Source organism: Mobiluncus mulieris ATCC 35243, from assembly GCF_000160615.1.
GTDB classification, from domain to species: domain Bacteria; phylum Actinomycetota; class Actinomycetes; order Actinomycetales; family Actinomycetaceae; genus Mobiluncus; species Mobiluncus mulieris.
Genome location: NZ_GG668518.1, coordinates 159953 through 177120 on the forward strand (window position 1 = coordinate 159953; position 17168 = coordinate 177120).

General features: G+C 58.6%; 11 protein-coding genes. 6 read left to right on the top strand and 5 right to left on the bottom strand.

The window, feature by feature from the left end; translation table 11 throughout:
- The first annotated feature begins 39 nt into the window (after positions 1-39).
- Entirely contained in the window at positions 40-819 is a 780-nt protein-coding gene (locus HMPREF0577_RS00640) for an alpha/beta fold hydrolase (RefSeq protein WP_231282839.1), read from the top strand.
- Between the two features lie 527 nt (positions 820-1346).
- On the opposite strand, the gene HMPREF0577_RS00650 is transcribed toward HMPREF0577_RS00640, so the two are convergent.
- A complete protein-coding gene (locus HMPREF0577_RS00650) occupies positions 1347-2690 on the bottom strand; it encodes a coiled-coil domain-containing protein (RefSeq protein ID WP_004015348.1) in 1344 nt (447 codons plus the stop codon).
- 194 nt (positions 2691-2884) lie between these two features.
- On the opposite strand from HMPREF0577_RS00650, the gene HMPREF0577_RS10530 reads away from it, so the two are divergent.
- From HMPREF0577_RS10530 to HMPREF0577_RS00665, 3 genes are all read left to right on the top strand, one after another.
- A complete protein-coding gene (locus HMPREF0577_RS10530) occupies positions 2885-4165 on the top strand; it encodes a hypothetical protein (RefSeq protein ID WP_004011704.1) in 1281 nt (426 codons plus the stop codon).
- Positions 4162-5172: a hypothetical protein gene (locus tag HMPREF0577_RS00660; RefSeq protein WP_004011705.1), complete on the top strand. Its 1011-nt coding sequence runs from the start codon at positions 4162-4164 to the stop codon at positions 5170-5172. The genes HMPREF0577_RS10530 and HMPREF0577_RS00660 overlap by 4 nt, the downstream gene beginning before the upstream one ends.
- Positions 5173-5234: 62 nt before the next feature.
- A complete protein-coding gene (locus tag HMPREF0577_RS00665; RefSeq protein WP_004011706.1) occupies positions 5235-6158 on the top strand; it encodes a tetratricopeptide repeat protein in 924 nt (307 codons plus the stop codon).
- Positions 6159-6293: 135 nt separating this feature from the next.
- On the opposite strand, the gene HMPREF0577_RS00670 is transcribed toward HMPREF0577_RS00665, so the two are convergent.
- The 3 genes from HMPREF0577_RS00670 to HMPREF0577_RS00685 form a co-directional block, all read right to left on the bottom strand.
- The gene (locus HMPREF0577_RS00670) at positions 6294-7154 is read right to left on the bottom strand and encodes a TetR/AcrR family transcriptional regulator (RefSeq protein ID WP_004011707.1); all 861 of its coding nucleotides are present in this window, start codon (positions 7152-7154) and stop codon (positions 6294-6296) included.
- Positions 7155-7392: 238 nt separating this feature from the next.
- Entirely contained in the window at positions 7393-10014 is a 2622-nt protein-coding gene (glgP, locus tag HMPREF0577_RS00675) for an alpha-glucan family phosphorylase (protein ID WP_050756871.1), read from the bottom strand.
- Positions 10015-10315: 301 nt separating this feature from the next.
- Positions 10316-10852 carry a hypothetical protein gene (locus HMPREF0577_RS00685; RefSeq protein ID WP_036342101.1) on the bottom strand — a complete coding sequence of 179 codons (537 nt, stop codon included), beginning with the start codon at positions 10850-10852 and terminating at the stop codon, positions 10316-10318.
- 46 nt (positions 10853-10898) lie between these two features.
- Between HMPREF0577_RS00685 and HMPREF0577_RS00690 the strand changes: the two genes are divergently transcribed.
- Together HMPREF0577_RS00690 and glgB are read left to right on the top strand one after the other, a co-directional pair.
- Positions 10899-13076: an alpha-1,4-glucan--maltose-1-phosphate maltosyltransferase gene (locus HMPREF0577_RS00690; RefSeq protein ID WP_004011710.1), complete on the top strand. Its 2178-nt coding sequence runs from the start codon at positions 10899-10901 to the stop codon at positions 13074-13076.
- Between the two features lie 29 nt (positions 13077-13105).
- Positions 13106-15487, top strand: coding sequence for a 1,4-alpha-glucan branching protein GlgB (gene glgB, locus HMPREF0577_RS00695; protein ID WP_036342351.1), 2382 nt, complete (start codon positions 13106-13108; stop codon positions 15485-15487).
- Between the two features lie 175 nt (positions 15488-15662).
- Here glgB and HMPREF0577_RS00700 read toward each other — a convergent pair whose 3' ends face one another.
- Entirely contained in the window at positions 15663-16505 is an 843-nt protein-coding gene (locus tag HMPREF0577_RS00700; protein WP_004011713.1) for a type IV toxin-antitoxin system AbiEi family antitoxin domain-containing protein, read from the bottom strand.
- Positions 16506-17168 lie beyond the last annotated feature (663 nt).

A 17168-nucleotide genomic window follows, 5' to 3' on the forward strand; every position in this document is an offset into this window, starting at 1 on the left:
TTTTGCCACGTTACTTGTAAGGAAAGCTAGAATAGTGGAGTGCGAATAAACATGATTCCCCGCGATATTATCCCCGGTCCTTCCGGCCCGACCGTGCTGCTGTTGCACGCCTATCCTTTTGATCACCGTATGTGGTTGCCCACGGTGGATCGCCTAGCGGGGGTGCCGATTTTACTGGTGGATGCCCCGGGTTTCGGCGAATCCGAGCCTTCGATGGACACCCCCTCTTTAGATGCCTATGCCGACCAGATTGTGGCTGGGATGGGACGATTCGGGGTGGAACGCATTATCCCGGTGGGTAACTCTATGGGTGGCTACGTAGCTTTAGCACTGCTGGAACGCCACCCGGACGTAGTGGCTGGCCTGGGACTATTGGGAACCCGCGCGGACGCGGATTCGGTGGATGCCAAGGCGGGACGCTTCGAAAACCTGGTGACGATGCTGGCGGGGCGGCGCGAAGAATTGCTGACCCCCCAGGTAGAATCGATGTTTACCGAATCCACGCGCCGGGCTCGTCCCGAGATTATCTCGCAAGCGGTGCAGTGGTCACGCGATGCCACTGACGAGGGAATCAGCTGGGCACAGCGCGCCATCGCGTCGCGCCCGAATCGTTTGGATTTAATCGCCGCCTTCCACAAGCCCGTGTTGGTGATGCGCGGGGAAAACGACACGGTTACACCCCCGGAACAGACCGCCGCTCTGGCACAGGCGGCGGGAGTGGACGTGATAGAGGTTCACGACACTTCGCATTTGATTCCGATCGAGAATCCCGGCGCGGCATCGCGCCACATTATGACCCTTTATCCCCAATGCATGTAGGGGTGACTCTTTTGGCGGTGCGCCGCTCCCGATAACTTGCGGGTGCGCGCACGCGGGACGGAGAGGGGGAGCACCCCCTCAACTTTGGCTACCGCCAAAGTTTCACCCCCCAGTCCCGCGTTTGCGTCGCACTCCGCTGCGCCATCGGGAGCGGCGCAAGCGCTGAGAGAGGGGCACGGGAGGGGAAACCAGGGGGAATTTGGGCGATTTGTGGGGAATCTGCGCTATAACAGTCTCGCGGGTGCGCGCACGCGGGACTGCGGGCGTGACAAATTCAGGAAAAAACACCCCTGTAATGACCGAATTTGGCATCCCCACCGCAAAATTTCCTGATTTTGTCACATTTTGAAAATAAGCCTAAAAATAAAGTTTTGGCGACTCCGAGGAGTCGCCAAAACTATGGGGGTGTTAGGAGAATAGCTTGTGTTTTCGGATGGCACCTCGTGAACCCGAAAGGAAAACCGAGGATAACCAACCCGCGTCGGCGCCCCAAACCCCAACTTAGAGCAACCGGCGCAAGCGCAACGCTACTTGTCGCTTTCCTCTTCCGGCAGGGCGTAAGCATCCACATCGGAGTCGGTGGGAATCTCGACGGGAACGCGGGTTTCCTTTTCTTCGCCTCCCAGCGGGGACAAGCCAGCGATAGCCGCAGCGGCCTTGGAGCCAAGCAAACCGCGCATTTCGTCCAGGTAGGCCGCGACGGATTCGCGTTGGCGCTCCAGTTTCTCAACGGTGCGCTGGGCGGCGGCGCGTTCGGCTTGTGCTTCGGCTCGAGCCGATTCGCGCAACTGCTGCGCTTCGACTTCGGCGGCGGCAATAGTGGCTTCGGCGGTGCGGCGGGCGTCTTCCTGGCGACGACGCACCACGGCATCCGTGTCGGTCAGCAGCCGCTCGGCACGTTGCAGGGTTTCACCCAAGTGTTTTTCAGCGTCCGCGACCTGGGATTTCGCGGTGGCGACCATCGCGGAGGTCTCGGCGCGGGCTTGCTCGTGGGCTTGCGCGTCGGCTTCACGAGCGGCCGCCCGGGCAGAAGCAATCTCGGTTTCGGTGTCTTGCCGGGCTTTCTCAGAGGTGGCCTTGATTTCTTCGGCCTCGCGGCGTGCCTTGGAGGTAATCTCGTCGGCCTGGGCGCGGGTTTCAGCCAGCAGTTTCTCGGCCATTTGTTGGGCTTGTTCGCGAACCTGGGTGGCTTCGGCCGTGGCGGCCTCGCGCAATTCCTGAATCTCTTGGGCGGCGTCGTTACGCAGCTGGGTGGTTTCCTGTTCCGCCTTGACGCGAGCCTCGACATAGTCCTTTTCAGCCTGGGCGCGTTGCAGTTCGGTTTCCCGGTCAGCGGTGGCGCGCAGGTCGTTGACCTGGGTGTTTACCTCGGCGCGGAGGGACGCGGCCTCACGTTCGGCAGCCGCGACTAGCTCGTCGGCGCGGTGCTGGGCGTTGGTCAAAACGGTTTCGGCCTCGGTTTCGGCTTGGGTGGTGCGTTCCTCGGCCTCGCGGCGAGCCTCGGCTAGCATGGACGCGGCTTCGGCTTCGGCGCGCTGGGTCAGACGCTCGGTGTTAGACCGGGTGCGCTCCAACAGAGCCTCCGCGTCGGCATTGGCCTTGTTGATAACGGTGGTTGATTGTTCCTCGGCGGATCGCAGCAGCTGTTCGATGCGCTCGCCCAAACCGGTATAACTGGATTTGTCGGTGTCACGCAGACGCTTCTGAGCCTCGGACAGGTCTCCCGCCAAAGTGGCGTTGCGGGCGTCTAGGGTTTCCACCTCCCGCCGCGCTTCCGCCAAAGCGGTCATTAAAGTCTGTATTTGCAGGTCAACCTGTACGCGGTCGTACCCACGCATCACGATTGGAAAATCTGTCTGCTCTTCGGTCACTTCCAAGTCCTCCTATAAAGACTTTTGATAAGGGCCACCTGCCCCGCCCAAATAGTATATCTGCAAGAGTAGTCTATACCGTAAAACCGGTATCGCGTGCTCATTATCTACATTCTAATTGCAAGTCGAGGTGTATGGGCAATGTAGGTAGAGTAATTTGTGTTTTGTGTCGCAATCCGAACTTAAGGAGTCCTATGCTGTCAACTTTTCGCGCGAAACACTTCGCTGGCGTGATTTTAGTGCTGGTGCCACTGGTGATTTTCGTGCTGGGGGTGGGGGGACTGACCTGGATGCGTCCCAGTGATTTTGTGACCGTAACCTCCCCTCCGACCCGTTCGCAAGTAGTGCTGACCGGCAAGAATGTTCTGGAATCGACCGCTGAATCGGTGACGATTACGGCGCGAGCCCCGCGTGACACCGAGGTTTTTCTGGGGATTGCTTTGACCTCGGATGTTCAAGCTTTCGCCGCCGTTACTGATCATGAGGTGCTGGCCGATTTTTCCGGCAAAGACAGTTTCGTGACTCGTCATGTTTCCGGAAAAAAGGCCAATTCAGCCATTAGCGAACAAACGAAGTCGCCCGCCAAGCCAGCACCTCATGAAACCGAACAAAAACCCGCCCAACCCACCCAAGCCGACGCGGCTGACCTGCGGAAACTAGACATTTGGTCGCAAAGCGCCACCGGGAAAGGCACGGTCAGCCTGAAATGGACTCTGTCGGATTCACGGTGGAGCGCGGTAGCCTTCGTGGGCAACCCGGTCGCCACCGGGGACAAAACAGCGGCAGATGCGGCTAAAGCCACCGGTCAGGGCGGTAAAGATGGCAAGGGAGCCAAGGATGCCAAGAGTGGCAAAGGTGCCAAGGATGGCAAAGATGCCAAGGATGGCAAGGGCGCCAAAGGTGCCAAGGATGCCAAGGGGGGCAAAGATACCAAGGGAGCCTCCAAAACCGGCAAAACCGATTCGAAAACGGCGGCGAAAACCGTCGGTCCGACCCTGCAACTCAAGTGGCACCGCGAACCCTCCCTCGCCCCCGCCTGGTTCATGACCATCGTCGGGGTGCTCGCGCTGCTGGCCGTGTTGGTGTATATCACGCTGTCATTCATCTCGGAGTTGCGGTCAAAGACGCGCCGCGCCGCCGCCGAAGAAAAAGACAAAACCATCCGTCTCGCCGCCGAAGCGGTGGGGGAAGTGGAAGCCTCACTGCATCCGCGCCGCCGCAAATTGCGCTACTTAAATTCACTAACCGGGATTCACGAGGCGCCATCCAACAATGGCGACGCCGATTCGCTCGCTGCCGATTCTGAAAACACGAGCGACACCACGGAAAACACCGCCGATGACACCTCCGCGACTCATGAACCCCCCAGACCCAGCCGACGCGAACGCAGACACGCGAAACAAACCGCCGTTGAACCCGACAGCGACGACCCTGGGGCGCAATCGACCGACACCGAACCGGAGGCACAGCTATGAAAACCCGTTTTCGCCCGTTTTTTTCCTCGCGTCACGCCGTGGCGATTACAGCGGCTGTGGCGATGGCGATATCGTTGGGAGCCTGTGGATACACCCCGAAGCTGGTCAGTTCACCCACCGGCGGGAAACAGCCCCCGGCTCTGAGTGAAACCCGGATAAACGCGCTGGTAAACGAGGCCAACCAGGTCGCGGCCGCCGGGGACGCGGCCAAAGACTGGCAGCAACTCGCCCCCAGATTCCTCAACCCTGCCTTGGCGATGCGAAACGGGGAATACCGCGTAGCGAGCGTCGCCAACGGTGCCACTGTTAAACCGTTACCGCTGGCGAAACCCCAGATTATGACCGTCAGTCAAGCCGGGTCGTGGCCAAGATACCTGTTTACGGTCTCGGCGGGAGCACAGAACGAAGCCCCCCAGATGTTTGCCTTCGTGCAAAGCCAGGCGCGGGCAAACTACGGGTTGTGGGGGCACGTGCGGTTGTTCCCGAAAGCCAAATTTCCCGCAACCTTCAAACCGGAAGTTGGCTCGCCCGCGGTGCCCGCCAAAAGTAAGGAACTGGTTGTGAACCCCGGAGCAGTGGCAGCGGCCTATGTTAAGGTATTAAACAATCCGGGGGACAGCGCCAAAAACCGGTTCGATTTTGGGGCGGATTCCTTTGTGGCGGCGTACAACCATCGCCGCGACTCTTACCAACAGCTGGCATCCAAATCGCACGGACTGCAGGTCAATGTCAATGCCAAACCCGGGGCGGGGTTCGTTGGATTGGGAACCATCAGCGGGGAAGCGCTGATTATGGCCGAGTTGCAATATGACGTGACTATGAAATCCTCGCGTCCCTTGAATCTTAATCCGGTGGCGCAAGCTTGGGTGGGCAAGAACACCGCTACGAGCACCCTGAATGAAACCCATACGGCACTGGTACTTTTCAAGATTCCAAAACGCGGCCATGACGCGAAAATCCGCGCCTTGGGAGCCGCCGAAGCGGTGACCGCAATGTCAGCTGATTGAGCGGATTAAGTTGCCTTTGCTGCCGACTTCTATTACTCTAGCAATGGAGGTAAGGAGTTAAAATGAGCGAAAATCAGTTGAAAAATCAGGCGAGCGCCAGCGTGGGCGACGAAACTAGCGAGTCAGCCGGTGCAGTGCTGGACGGGGACTTGGTACGCGACGCAACCATCGCGGAATTCCCGCAGTTGGTGGAACTGTCTAAACAGGTTCCGGTGGTGCTTGACATGTGGGCGCCGTGGTGCGCGCCCTGTCGGCAACTCGGCCCCGTTTTGGAACAGCTGGTACAAGAATATGCGGGGAAGATTGCGCTCGCGAAAGTCAATGTTGACGAACAAGCTGAACTTGCCCAAGCCTTTCGCGTCCAGAGTGTTCCGGCGGTGTTCCTGCTGCTAGACGGGCATCCCGCGCCACTCTTCACCGGGGCGCTGCCCGCGAGCACAGTGCGCGCCGCTTTCGATAAAGTCCTAGAACTCGCCGCCAGTCAAGGCGTTGCCGGTCGGCTGCGGGTTCACGAGGCGCCAGCGGAATCGCTAGCACCTCGTGAAACCCCCGAACCCGAACTACCCGAAGCGCTGCGCGAGGCGGCAAAACTGGTTACGGCCGGAGAATTCGCGCCCGCCGTCAAAGCATACGAAGAATACGTGCGGGAAAACCCCGAAGAGGAAACCGCCGTCGCGCCGCTGCTGGCCAGGGCGCGGCTCGGTGCGCGCGTCGAAAGTGACGGCACCGCCGCCGGAGTCGCCGCCGTCGAACGCGGCAATGCCGCCCCTACCACCGATGTTCCCGCACAGCTGGCGGCGGCCGATGCTGAACTCAACGCTGGGAATGCGGTGGAAGCCCTGTCTCGGTTGTTGGCGGTGGTGCGGATGACCACCGGGGCAGACCGCGAGGCAGCGCGGGCTCGCATGGTGGAGTTCTTTGCGATTCTGGGCGACGATCCGATTGTTCCCGCCATGCGTTCGCGTTTGGCGACTTTGCTTTACTAGCTGTTGTTTGTTTTGCGTCGGCTTGCGGCGCGTGTTGCGGGCTTATCTCGTTATCGAGGTTTCTCAATAAGGGGCTTATGTGTTCATGAGTGACGGCTTCGCCGCCGACTTCACAGCGGGTTTGGTTACGGATTTCTAGGCAGTCCGGGTTTTAGACGCAGCCTTGGATTTAGCTGGGCTGGGGGGTTTAGAATTTGCGGCTGTTTTGGTTTTGGACGCGGTCTTGGTGGAAGCCTCGGTCTTGGTCTTGGGAGCGGTCTTGGTCTTGGGGGGAGTCGCAGTCTTGGGGGCGGTCTTGGGGGGAGTCGCAGTCTTGGGGGCGGTCTTGGGGGGAGTCGCAGTCTTGGGGGCGGTCTTGGGGGGAGTCGCAGTCTTGGGGGCGGTCTTGGGGGGAGTCGCAGTTTTAGTCTTAGGCGTGGCCTTGGCTTTGGGCTGGGCTTTAGATTGGTTCTTGGGGATGACCATCGAGATTTCGACACTCATAGTGCGCAGGCCACGCCCCAAGGCTCCGGTGTCGTCCAAGGACACGGCCAACAGCAGCGCGCCCTCCACACCGCTGATGGTACGTTCCGACAGGGATGCCGCTGAACCGCGCCCCGCCCCGGCACTCAACATGGCCTTCGTCAAGGCTCCGCGCCAATTCATATAGTGATCGCGAATCGCTTCGTGAAAAGCCGTGCCGCCTTCATCCAAGGTCAGTTGCCCCCACAGGCTGGGGCGTTCGCCATCCCGAAAGAACGCCAGCAGTCCCTCGAACATACCCTCGATATGCCCCGCCTCCAGCGGGGCGATGACGGCATCGTGAAACTCGGCTTCCACTGCGGCCAGCACCTCATGCATCATCTGCGACTTACCGTCGGGGAACAAGTTGTACAGCGAGCCACGCCCTAGCTGCGTCGCCGCGCTGATTTGCGCCATTCCCGCCCCGGTATAGCCGAGTTCCTCGAAAATATTGGTCAGTTCCTTGACGACTACTTCGCGACTAGGTTTACCCATTTCCGCACCTTCCTGCCGGTTTTAATACCACTAAGGCCAGTATCACCCTAAACTGGAACATTCGGTACAATGGCGCGCCGGGCGATGCGTTTTCCGATTCGGACAAAATAAAGACACACTTTTTAAGCTTTTAATCTTTAGTTCTTAAGCTTTAGTCCGGATGCCGCCCAGACACCTAAAAACGGTAATCCGCCGACCGGAGTCGACGGATTACCGCCAGAAAGGAGAAGTAGAGCTTCTAGCTTCCGAAATTGTAATGCAAATCGGGAGAGTCCGCAGCGCGTTCCGCGTTGGTTGCCAAACCGAGTTCGGTGTAGCAATCCATCATGTCGTTGCGTGGCACGACGCGAACCTGGTATCCGTAAGGACCGGCCTGGGTCAAAGCCCGGGTCAGTTCATATTTGAACATCCCGTTTTCTTCGCCGATGCAGTTCATCGCATATACGTCGAACTTGGAAATACTGTCGTCAGGGGTGACTCGACCGAAAACAACCTGTACCTCTACATCCTCGGGGCGCAGATTACCCAGGCGGATATCGGCGTGGAAGGTCACGTTGTCTCCGACAGTCGCGACATCACCGACCTTGGACACGACATGTCCGACCGCAACCTGGTTCCAGCCGGAGCGCACCCGCGCCTTGTAATCGGCCAGCGACCGAGCATCCCCGTGACCCAGGGCGTTCAAACGGCGTGAAGCCGCCGCAACCGGGGTATAGAGCTGTTCGACATACTCGCTGACCATGCGCTGTGCCTGGACGTGAGGCCCCAAGGTGGACATGGTGTGGCGCACCATCTCCATCCAGTGACGGGGAATCCCGGTTTCGTCGCGGTCATAGAAGCGCGGGGCGATGCTCTGTTCAATCAAATCGTAGAGCCCAGCGGCCTCAATCTGGTCGCGGCGCACCGGGTCGTCGACGCCTTCGGCAGTGGGGATAACCCAGCCGTTACGTCCGTCGTACATCTCGTCCCACCAGCCGTCGGAAATCGACAGGTTCAAGGCTCCGTTGATGGCGCACTTCATACCGGAAGTCCCAGAGGCCTCTAGGGGGCGCAGCGGGTTGTTCAACCACACATCCACCCCCGGCATCAAGGTTTGAGCCATGTCCATGTCGTAGTTCGGCAAGAACGCGATGTGGTCGCGGATTCCGTGTTGATCCGCGAAATGCACCAGCTGTTGAATCAGGGAAACGCCCTGTTCATCATCCGGGTGGGATTTGCCGGCCACAATAATCTGTACCGGATGCTTCGGGTCGGTCAAAATCCGCGCCAAACGGTCGGGGTCATTCAGCATCAGGGTCAGACGCTTATAGGTAGGTACCCGCCGGGCAAACCCGATGGTCAAGCGGTTGGGGTCGAGAATCGAATCACACCAGCCCAGTTCCGCCGGGGATGCCCCGCGTTCCAGCCAGGATTCGCGCACCCGCCGCCGGGCATCTTCCACCAGCTGTCGGCGCAGATCACAGCGCATCTTCCACAAATCCTCGTCGCTGATACCGCCTTCGGAAGCCGGGCGTACCCAGCGGTAGGTATTCACGTGTTCCCCGGGGTTTTGATGTTCGCGAGCCAGGTCGGCCAGCCGTCCGTCGGTCCAGGTCGGCCCGTGAACCCCGTTGGTAATCGAGGTAATCGGCACTTCGGTGACGTCGAAACCGGGCCACAACTGCTGGAACATCCGTCGGGAAACCTTGCCGTGCAGCTTGGCTACCCCGTTGGCTTTGCGTGCCATGCGCAGCCCGAATACGGCCATGTTGAATAAATTAGGTTCGCCGCCGGGATAGTTTTCCGCCCCTAAATCCAGCAGCTGTTCGGTGGAAACCCCGGGAATCTCGATGGCGGACAGATAGCGATGCGCCAAGCCCCGATCGAAACGGTCGATACCGGCCGGTACGGGGGTGTGGGTGGTGAACAGGGTACCGGAACGCACGGCTTCGATAGCCGCGCCAAAGTCCAGCCGTTCGTCGCCGCACATGAGTTCGCGAATCCGTTCGACTGCCAGGAATCCGGCGTGTCCTTCGTTGCAGTGGTAGACCTCGGGGGTGGGAGCGCCGGTGATTTGGCTGTACAACCGCAGGGCTTTCACCCCGCCCATGCCCAACAGGAATTCCTGTTCCACGCGGTGTTCGCTCGAACCGCCATACAAGCGGTCGGTGACCTGGCGGGTGGCGGTATCGTTGATTGTCACGTCGGAATCCATGAGTAGCAAGGGAACACGTCCCACATGCGCCACCCAAATCTGGGCATTCAAGGTGCGATGGTCGGGCAGAGGCACGCTGACATAAGCCGGGGTGCCGTCGTGGTTACGCAGCAAGGTCAGCGGCATGTTATCCGGGTCAATTACGGGGTACGATTCACGCTGCCACCCTTCGCGGGTCAGAGACTGGCGGAAGTAACCGGATTGGTACAAAAGTCCGACGCCGATAATTGGCACGCCCAAGTCGGAGGCCGACTTCAGATGATCGCCGGCCAGAATCCCAAGCCCCCCGGAATACTGGGGCATTACCGCAGTGATGCCGAATTCGGCCGAGAAATAAGCGATAGCCGACGGTTTGTCGGGGCTGTGGAAATCTGACTGGAACCACAGGGGCTTGGTCAGATAATCGTTGAGTTCCCGTTCCAAATCTGCGGCCTGACGTACAACGTCGGGGTTGGCAGAGAGTTCCGCCAGTTTCTCGGTTGGGATGGAACCTAGCAACGCGACCGGGTCGTGTCCGACTTCATCCCAGACTTTGGGGTCGAGGGACGCGAAAAAGTCGCGCGTTTGCCGATGCCACGACCAGCGCAGATTTTGCGACAAGGCCGCCAAAGGCCGTAGGTTTTCGGGAAGAACAGAACGTACAGTAAATCTTCGTATTGCTTTCACCCTCCTATCCTACGGGTTTCAGCGTGGCTTGTGTCGTTGTTTCGGATTTTTTCACGTTTTTTGGGGTCGGTTTTAAAGGGTGTCATTTGAAATTCCGCGCTATTTCCCAAGTATTTATAGGGTTTTGGCGACTTTTCCCGGAGTCGCCAAAACCCGATTTTCCCGTCGATATTCCCCAGTGTGTCAGGGGGAGGTGGCAGAAATTCATGAAAAAATTGGGGTGAGGCTCAAATATATTGAGCCTCACCCCCAAATTTTCGTGAATTTCTGCCATTGACCAAGAAAAGCTGGGGGGAATAATTTAGGATGCATCTATGACTACCGCAAAGAAATCGGCGAAAACCAGCAAAATGGCTACCTCGGGTGGGAAGACTACCCCGGGTTCCGGGAAGACTACCGCGTCCGCCCCGGCCGCCATGCCCGCCTCGGGCGGGAAGGCTACCTCGGGTTCTGGGAAGGCCGCCTCGGGTTCTGGGAAGGCCACCCCGGCCGCCAAATCTGTTGCCGCGTCCGCTAAAACTGTGTCGGGGACCTCGAAATCTGTGCTCGAGACATCCGCTGAACCTACCTCGGCCGCCGCGTCCGCCCCAGCTACCTCGGGTGGGAAGACCGCCTCGGGTGGGAAGGCTACCTCGGGTTCCGGGAAATCCGCCGCGTCCGCCAAATCTGTTGCCGCGTCCACTAAAACTGTGTCGGGAACCTCGAAATCTGTGCTCGAGACATCCGCTGAACCTACCTCGGCCGCCGTGCCCGCCTCGGGTGGGAAGACTACCCCGGGTTCCGGGAAATCCGCCCCGGCCACTGCGCCCTCGCGCCGGTCGCGCCGCGCCAAAACCACGATTCCGCCGAACTACACCCTCCCGGCTTCGGCCGAAATACCGCGCGTGTCAGTAACCGAGGTTGCGCCGGTGGTCGAGGAAACCCGCTTTCCCGCCAAAGCCGCGATTGGCGAGGTTTTCCCCGTTACCGCCACGGTTTTCGTCGAAGGACACGCCCAGTTCGGAGCCGATGCTGTGCTGCTGCGTCCCGTCGCCCCGGCTGACCGGGGCGAAGCTGGATATGACATCTATGAACCGTTACCGCACGTCGACGACCCCGCAGCCTGGGAGGTAGTCGACCGGGCACGAATGCATGAAATCGGGCAAGGTTTGAACCATTTCCAGGCTGAACTCCAGGCAAAAACTGGGGGACGCTATGCTTTTGCGGTGGAATCCTGGGTGGATCCGTATCTGACCTGGGCTCACGACGCGAAGGTCAAGATTGCGGCCGGGATTGACGTGGAGTTGATGCTAGAAGAAGGCGCCCGCCTGTTGGAACGCGCTATAGCGGGCGAGGCGCCCCGCCCGGTGGGTTCCACGGCCGCCGCCCAGCCGCCGTTGGCTGACGCGGATAAGGCAATCCTCCAAGGTGCAATTGCGGGTTTGCGCGAAGCCCGACATGCCCCCGAGATTCGCTTGACAGCCGCGACATCTGACCTGGTGGCGGCGATTTTCCGGGAAACTCCACTGCGGGATTTGGCGACTCGTACCCGGCTGTTTCCGTTGCGTGTCGACCGGGAACGAACGCTCGCGGGTGCCTGGTACGAGATTTTCCCGCGTTCGATTGGGTCGCGTCGCGACGCGGATGGCAAAATTGTCTCGGGCACGTTGCGGACGGCTGCGGAAATCCTGCCTGACGTGGCGGCGGATGGTTACGATGTGCTGTATTTGACGCCGATTCACCCGATTGGGCGGGCGTTTCGTAAGGGCAAGAACGCGACGCTTCATTCGGCGCCCGATGACCCCGGGTCGCCGTGGGCTATCGGTAACGAGTTCGGCGGTCATGAGGCGATAGCCCCGGAACTGGGCACTTTGTCTGATTTCGATGCTTTCGTGGCAAAGGCGCGGGGCTTGGGACTCGAGGTTGCCCTGGATTTCGCCTTGCAGTGTTCCCCGGATCACCCGTGGGTCAAGGAACATCCGGAGTGGTTCAAGGTTCGCGCCGATGGTACTATAGCATACGCCGAGAATCCGCCGAAGAAATACCAAGATATTTATCCCCTGAATTTCGATAACGACCCCGAGGGGCTTTATCGCGCGATTCGCGGGGTTATCGAGTTTTGGATAGACCATGGGGTGACGATTTTCCGTATGGATAACCCGCACACTAAACCCGTGCGGTTTTGGCAGCGCTTGGCGGCCGACCTGCAAGCCACACACCCGGAGGTCGTGATGCTGGCGGAAGCCTTTACGAAACCCGCGATGATGCGTGGCTTGGCCAAGGCTGGTTTCCACTTGTCTTATACCTATTTCACGTGGCGCAACGGGAAACAGGAAATAACCGAGTACCTCGAGGAACTGGCCTACGAGACGGCGCATGTGTTGCGTCCGGCGTTCTTTCCGATGACCCCCGATATTTTGACCGAGTACATGACGGCCGGTCCGGCGGCTTTCAAGGCGCGGGCGGTATTGGCGGCGCTCAGCGCACCGACTTGGGGAATTTTGGGGGGCAGTTACGAATTTTGTGAAAACGTGCCGCGTCCCGGGGTCGAGGAAGCCATCGACAATCCGAAGTATGAAATCAAACTGTATAACTGGGAGGCGCGCGACCAGTATGGAATCGCGTCTTTGAACCGGGTGTTAAATGGTATCCGTCGGGCACATCCGGCTTTGCTCCAGTTGCGAAACATCAAATTCCATGGTTGTGACAACGAGAATATCCTGGTGTTTTCCAAGCACTTGGATGCGCGGCATTCCCCGACGGGGCGCGATGACACGGTGTTGGTGGTGTTGAACCTCGACCCCCACCATACCCAGGAGGGGTGGATTTACTTGGATTTGCCGTCGTTGGGACTGGCACCTCATGAATTCGGCGCCGCCTGGCGGGCGGAAAACCGTGGCCAAAAGGTTTTCCGTGTCACCGACGAACTGTCCCGGGGACTAACCGCCCCCGATGCCGCCCCCGATGCCGCGTCGCACGGGCAAACCTCGCCGTATACCTTCACCTGGGCCTTGGACAACTTCGTGTCCCTAAATCCAGCGAAATGCCCCGCCCACGTTTTTTCTTTTTCAACTTTGCCCTAAACCGGCGCGACTTATGTCACACTATAAACATGGCAAAGATACCTGTTTCCTCCGACCTGCTAAATCAGGTCGCCTACGCGAATTATTATTCTCCACATTCCATTCTGGGGCCGCATTCCGACGGCTCGGATGTAACTGTCCGCACTGTGCGACACATGGCGGATAGCGTCACGATTGTGACCGAGCACGGCGATTTCCCCGCCGAGCACGAACAAGATGGGGTGTGGGTCGCGGTAATCCCCGGCTCCGAGGTCGGCGATTACCGAGTGCGGGTGCGGTATGGCGACAATGAAGTCCTCGCCGACGACCCGTATCGTTTCTTGCCGACCCTGGGCGAGATGGACACCTATTTGATTAGTGAAGGCCGCCACGAGCGCCTGTGGGACGTGTTGGGGTCGCACCTGCGGCACTATGACGGGCCGATGGGTGCGGTTGACGGCACGGCTTTCGCGGTGTGGGCGCCGAACGCCCAGGCGGTGCGAGTCGTGGGTGACTTCAACTTCTGGGACGGTTCTGCTTCGGCGATGCGTTCATTAGGCGCCTCCGGGGTATGGGAGCTTTTCATCCCGGATGTGGGGGTCGGGGCTCGTTATAAATACGAGATTAAAGGCCCCGACGGCGGGTGGCATCAAAAGGCCGACCCGATGGCGCGCGCGACCGAGATTCCTCCGGCTACGGCCTCGGTGGTGACCGATAAATTCCACGAGTGGAACGACGCGGCGTGGATGGAGCGGCGCGCGGCGAATGCCGAGTCGCACCCGATTCACACCCAGCCGCTGTCGGTTTACGAGGTTCACGTCGGGTCGTGGCGCGAGGGCTATGGCTATCGGGATTTGGCGCAACACCTGGTGCCCTATGTTAAGGAAATGGGTTTCACTCACGTGGAGTTCATGCCGGTGGCCGAGCATCCTTACGGGCCGTCTTGGGGATATCAGTGTACGTCTTACTATGCCCCGACGGCGCGCTACGGTACGCCCGATGATTTCCGGTATTTGGTGGATCAGTTGCACCAGGCGGGTATCGGGGTGATTCTGGATTGGGTGCCGGCGCACTTCCCCAAGGACGACTGGGCGCTGGCCGGTTTTGACGGCACGGCGCTCTACGAGGATCCCGACCCGCAGCGTGGCCAGCACCCGGATTGGGGCACTTTGGTGTTCAATTTTGGGCGGCGCGAAGTCAAGAACTTCTTGGTGGCCAATGCGTTGTATTGGATGCAAGAGTTCCACATCGACGGGTTGCGGGTGGATGCGGTGGCGTCCATGCTGTACCTGGATTATTCCCGTAAGGAAGGCCAGTGGCATCCCAATGTCTATGGCGGGCGGGAAAACCTCGAGGCCATTGCTTTGCTCCAAGAGGTTTGCGCGGCGTGCTACCGGGTGTGCCCGGGCACCACCATGATTGCCGAGGAATCCACGGCTTGGCCCGGTGTGACCGCGCCGACCAGCGGCGGTGGGCTTGGTTTTGGGTTCAAGTGGAATATGGGCTGGATGAATGACACGCTGCGTTATTTCGCCGAGGATCCGGTCAACCGCAAGTGGCACCACAATGAACTGACGTTCAGCCTGGTTTACGCGTTTTCCGAAAACTTTATGTTGCCGCTGTCTCACGACGAGGTAGTGCACGGCAAGGGCTCGATTCTGTCCAAGATGCCGGGCGATTATTGGCGTCAGCTCGCGGGTTTGCGATTGCTGCTGGGATACCAGTGGACGCATCCGGGCAAACAGTTGATTTTCATGGGTACCGAGTTCGGCCAGGGTGGCGAGTGGAATTCGGGGGCTTCCCTGGATTGGTGGCATCTGGATTCCCCGCAACACCAGGGGATTCGCCGGTTGGTGACAGATTTGAACCGTTTGTATGCTTCGGATCCGGCTTTGTGGTGTGATGATTATCGCGGGTTTGAGTGGATTGATGCCTCGGATGGGGATCACAACCTGTTGACTTATATCCGTAAGGCTGACCCGGATCAGTCTGGTTTCGTGCCGGGCGTGTTGGCGGATGGTTTTGGTGGCGCGCCCTCGGGTGCGTTGCCGGTGGTTTCCGCTGGGTGCGGGGATGGTTGTGGCTGTCATGAGGTGCCATCCGGGAATCCTGGCGTTGGTGACCCGGCGGTGAACCCAGGGGGAGTGTCGGTTGCGGCCAGCGATTCATGCGGTTTGCTGGCTGTGGTGGCGAACTTTAGTGGCAACCCTCACGATCCGTTCCGGGTCGGCTTGCCTTTTGCGGGCGAGTGGGACGAGGTTTTGAACTCGGATGCCGAGATTTACGGCGGTTCCGGGGTGGGGAACATGGGCAAGGTTCTGGCCGAGGATATCCCGTGGAATGGGCGGCCGGCGTCGGCATCCTTGCGGATTCCGCCGCTGGGGGTGCTGATTTTGCGTCCGTCTGCTGGTAACCCGAACCGGCCGCGCTAGTTCTGGGGTTCCTGCTGGCTGTGGTGGTTCGCGAATCACCACAGCCAGTTTTTTAAGTACCCGTGGCAGAAATTCCGGTGAAAATGTGGTGGAGGCTCAATATAATCGAGCCTCCACCACAAATAACCCCGGATTTCTGCCGGGGTTTCCGGTAGCCAGGTTTGAGATATTGGGTTTAAATGGGCTGCGGCAAATATCTGTATCTGTGGGTCTTGATTTTCTTCTCCAAATATTCCTGGGTTTGCTCCCATTCGTCCCAGATTTGCCCATAGCTTAGCCGGATTACAGAATATCCCTGCAGGTCGGCATACTCGTCTCTAACCCGATCGTTGTGAGTAGCGGATTCACTGGAATGGTAGGCGCGACCGTCGCATTCCACAATTAATGATTTCCCCACTAACAAGTCAACCCAGCCGATGTTTCTCAGGGGCTCTTGGGGTTTGACCTTTATATTTCGTCGCCTGAAAAACAACCTGACACGGGTTTCGCTACCCGATTGAGCTCCGCGTTCAAAAAACCGCAGCGGTTTTCGTTTCCGTGCAGTCAGTCCAGCAATCAGCGCTTCGCCGTCACTGAAGGTAATGAACCTATTATTCACGGCCGATTCTAAAACTATCAACGCGGTTTCTGGGTCATGATGTGTCATTACATCTACGAGGCAGTCTTCAACGGATCGAATAGCGCTGATTTCTCGGTTACCTCCGCGATGCGCCGTTATGCCTCGTTTAGCCAGGCTGGAATCGACCGCAGTATGTTCCGGGAGGCAAATGTGCAGTCCCTTTTGGTACTTCGGGGGAATCCACAGTCCGTGCACTTTACATCCCGAGATGCATCCGACTTGCCCGCCGTGCTTTATGGCTCGTATGGCGTCTTGATGGGCATCGTTCGTGGCGTACCACCCGTGTCTAATCTGGCGTAGTTTTCCTTCTGACACCAGCTTTTCTTGTCGCCGCCGAGAGATTTGACGTTCTCGCAGCATTGCCGTGGAAAATATGCCTCTGTAGTATTCTTTGTTCATGTTAGGTATTGTTACATACTTAATCGTCTAATATCAATAGGTATAGAGTTTGTAGATGCTGTTTTAGGACTTTGTGGGTTGTTGACGGGGTGATGAGTATGGGTCGGCGTGGCTTTTGAGGGGCAGTTGCGGCTGGTGTTTTGTTGGGGGATCGTGGTGGTTGTCTTGGTTGGTAGCTGTGGGGTTTTCTGTTCATGAGGTGCCATCCGAAAAATCCGCTCGTGCCGTTTCTGTCGCCTGGTCTGTAATAATTGGGGCAGTGGCTGGGGAAACCTTGTGGTACCCCATGAAACCATGAAATGCGATTGTGATTTATATCACATATAATCGGCTGTAAGACTGGGGGCTTCCCTTACATATAAAGGTTGTAAGCGAGGACGGGAGCCTCGAGGGAAACCTTGGGGGTAAAACCTCGGAGGTTGACCTTAGGGTGAGCTCATGAGAGCCCGTTGTCCTAGCCTAAAAGCCTTGTTGGGCGGGGGTTAGGAGCGTTTCCGAGTTATCCGCAACTGGAAAATTTCAGCAAAAAGCTGAATTTCGGAATCGCAACATTGATAATTAACAATGGTGAGGTAAACTGTGTAGCTGGATGCCTGTATCCTCAGGCTCTGGCGAGCGGCAAACAGGGCTCAAGGATAAGCCTATAATTCCCTCGCCTTCTAC

What these genes read in the sequence shown, in the direction of transcription:
- HMPREF0577_RS00700 (WP_004011713.1), bottom strand. Translation starts at nt 16,505, where the DNA reads ATGAACAAAGAATACTACAGAGGCATATTTTCCACGGCAATGCTGCGA.
- HMPREF0577_RS10530 (WP_004011704.1), top strand. Translation starts at nt 2,885, where the DNA reads ATGCTGTCAACTTTTCGCGCGAAACACTTCGCTGGCGTGATTTTAGTG.
- glgB (WP_036342351.1), top strand. Translation starts at nt 13,106, where the DNA reads ATGGCAAAGATACCTGTTTCCTCCGACCTGCTAAATCAGGTCGCCTAC.
- HMPREF0577_RS00670 (WP_004011707.1), bottom strand. Translation starts at nt 7,154, where the DNA reads ATGGGTAAACCTAGTCGCGAAGTAGTCGTCAAGGAACTGACCAATATT.
- HMPREF0577_RS00665 (WP_004011706.1), top strand. Translation starts at nt 5,235, where the DNA reads ATGAGCGAAAATCAGTTGAAAAATCAGGCGAGCGCCAGCGTGGGCGAC.
- HMPREF0577_RS00660 (WP_004011705.1), top strand. Translation starts at nt 4,162, where the DNA reads ATGAAAACCCGTTTTCGCCCGTTTTTTTCCTCGCGTCACGCCGTGGCG.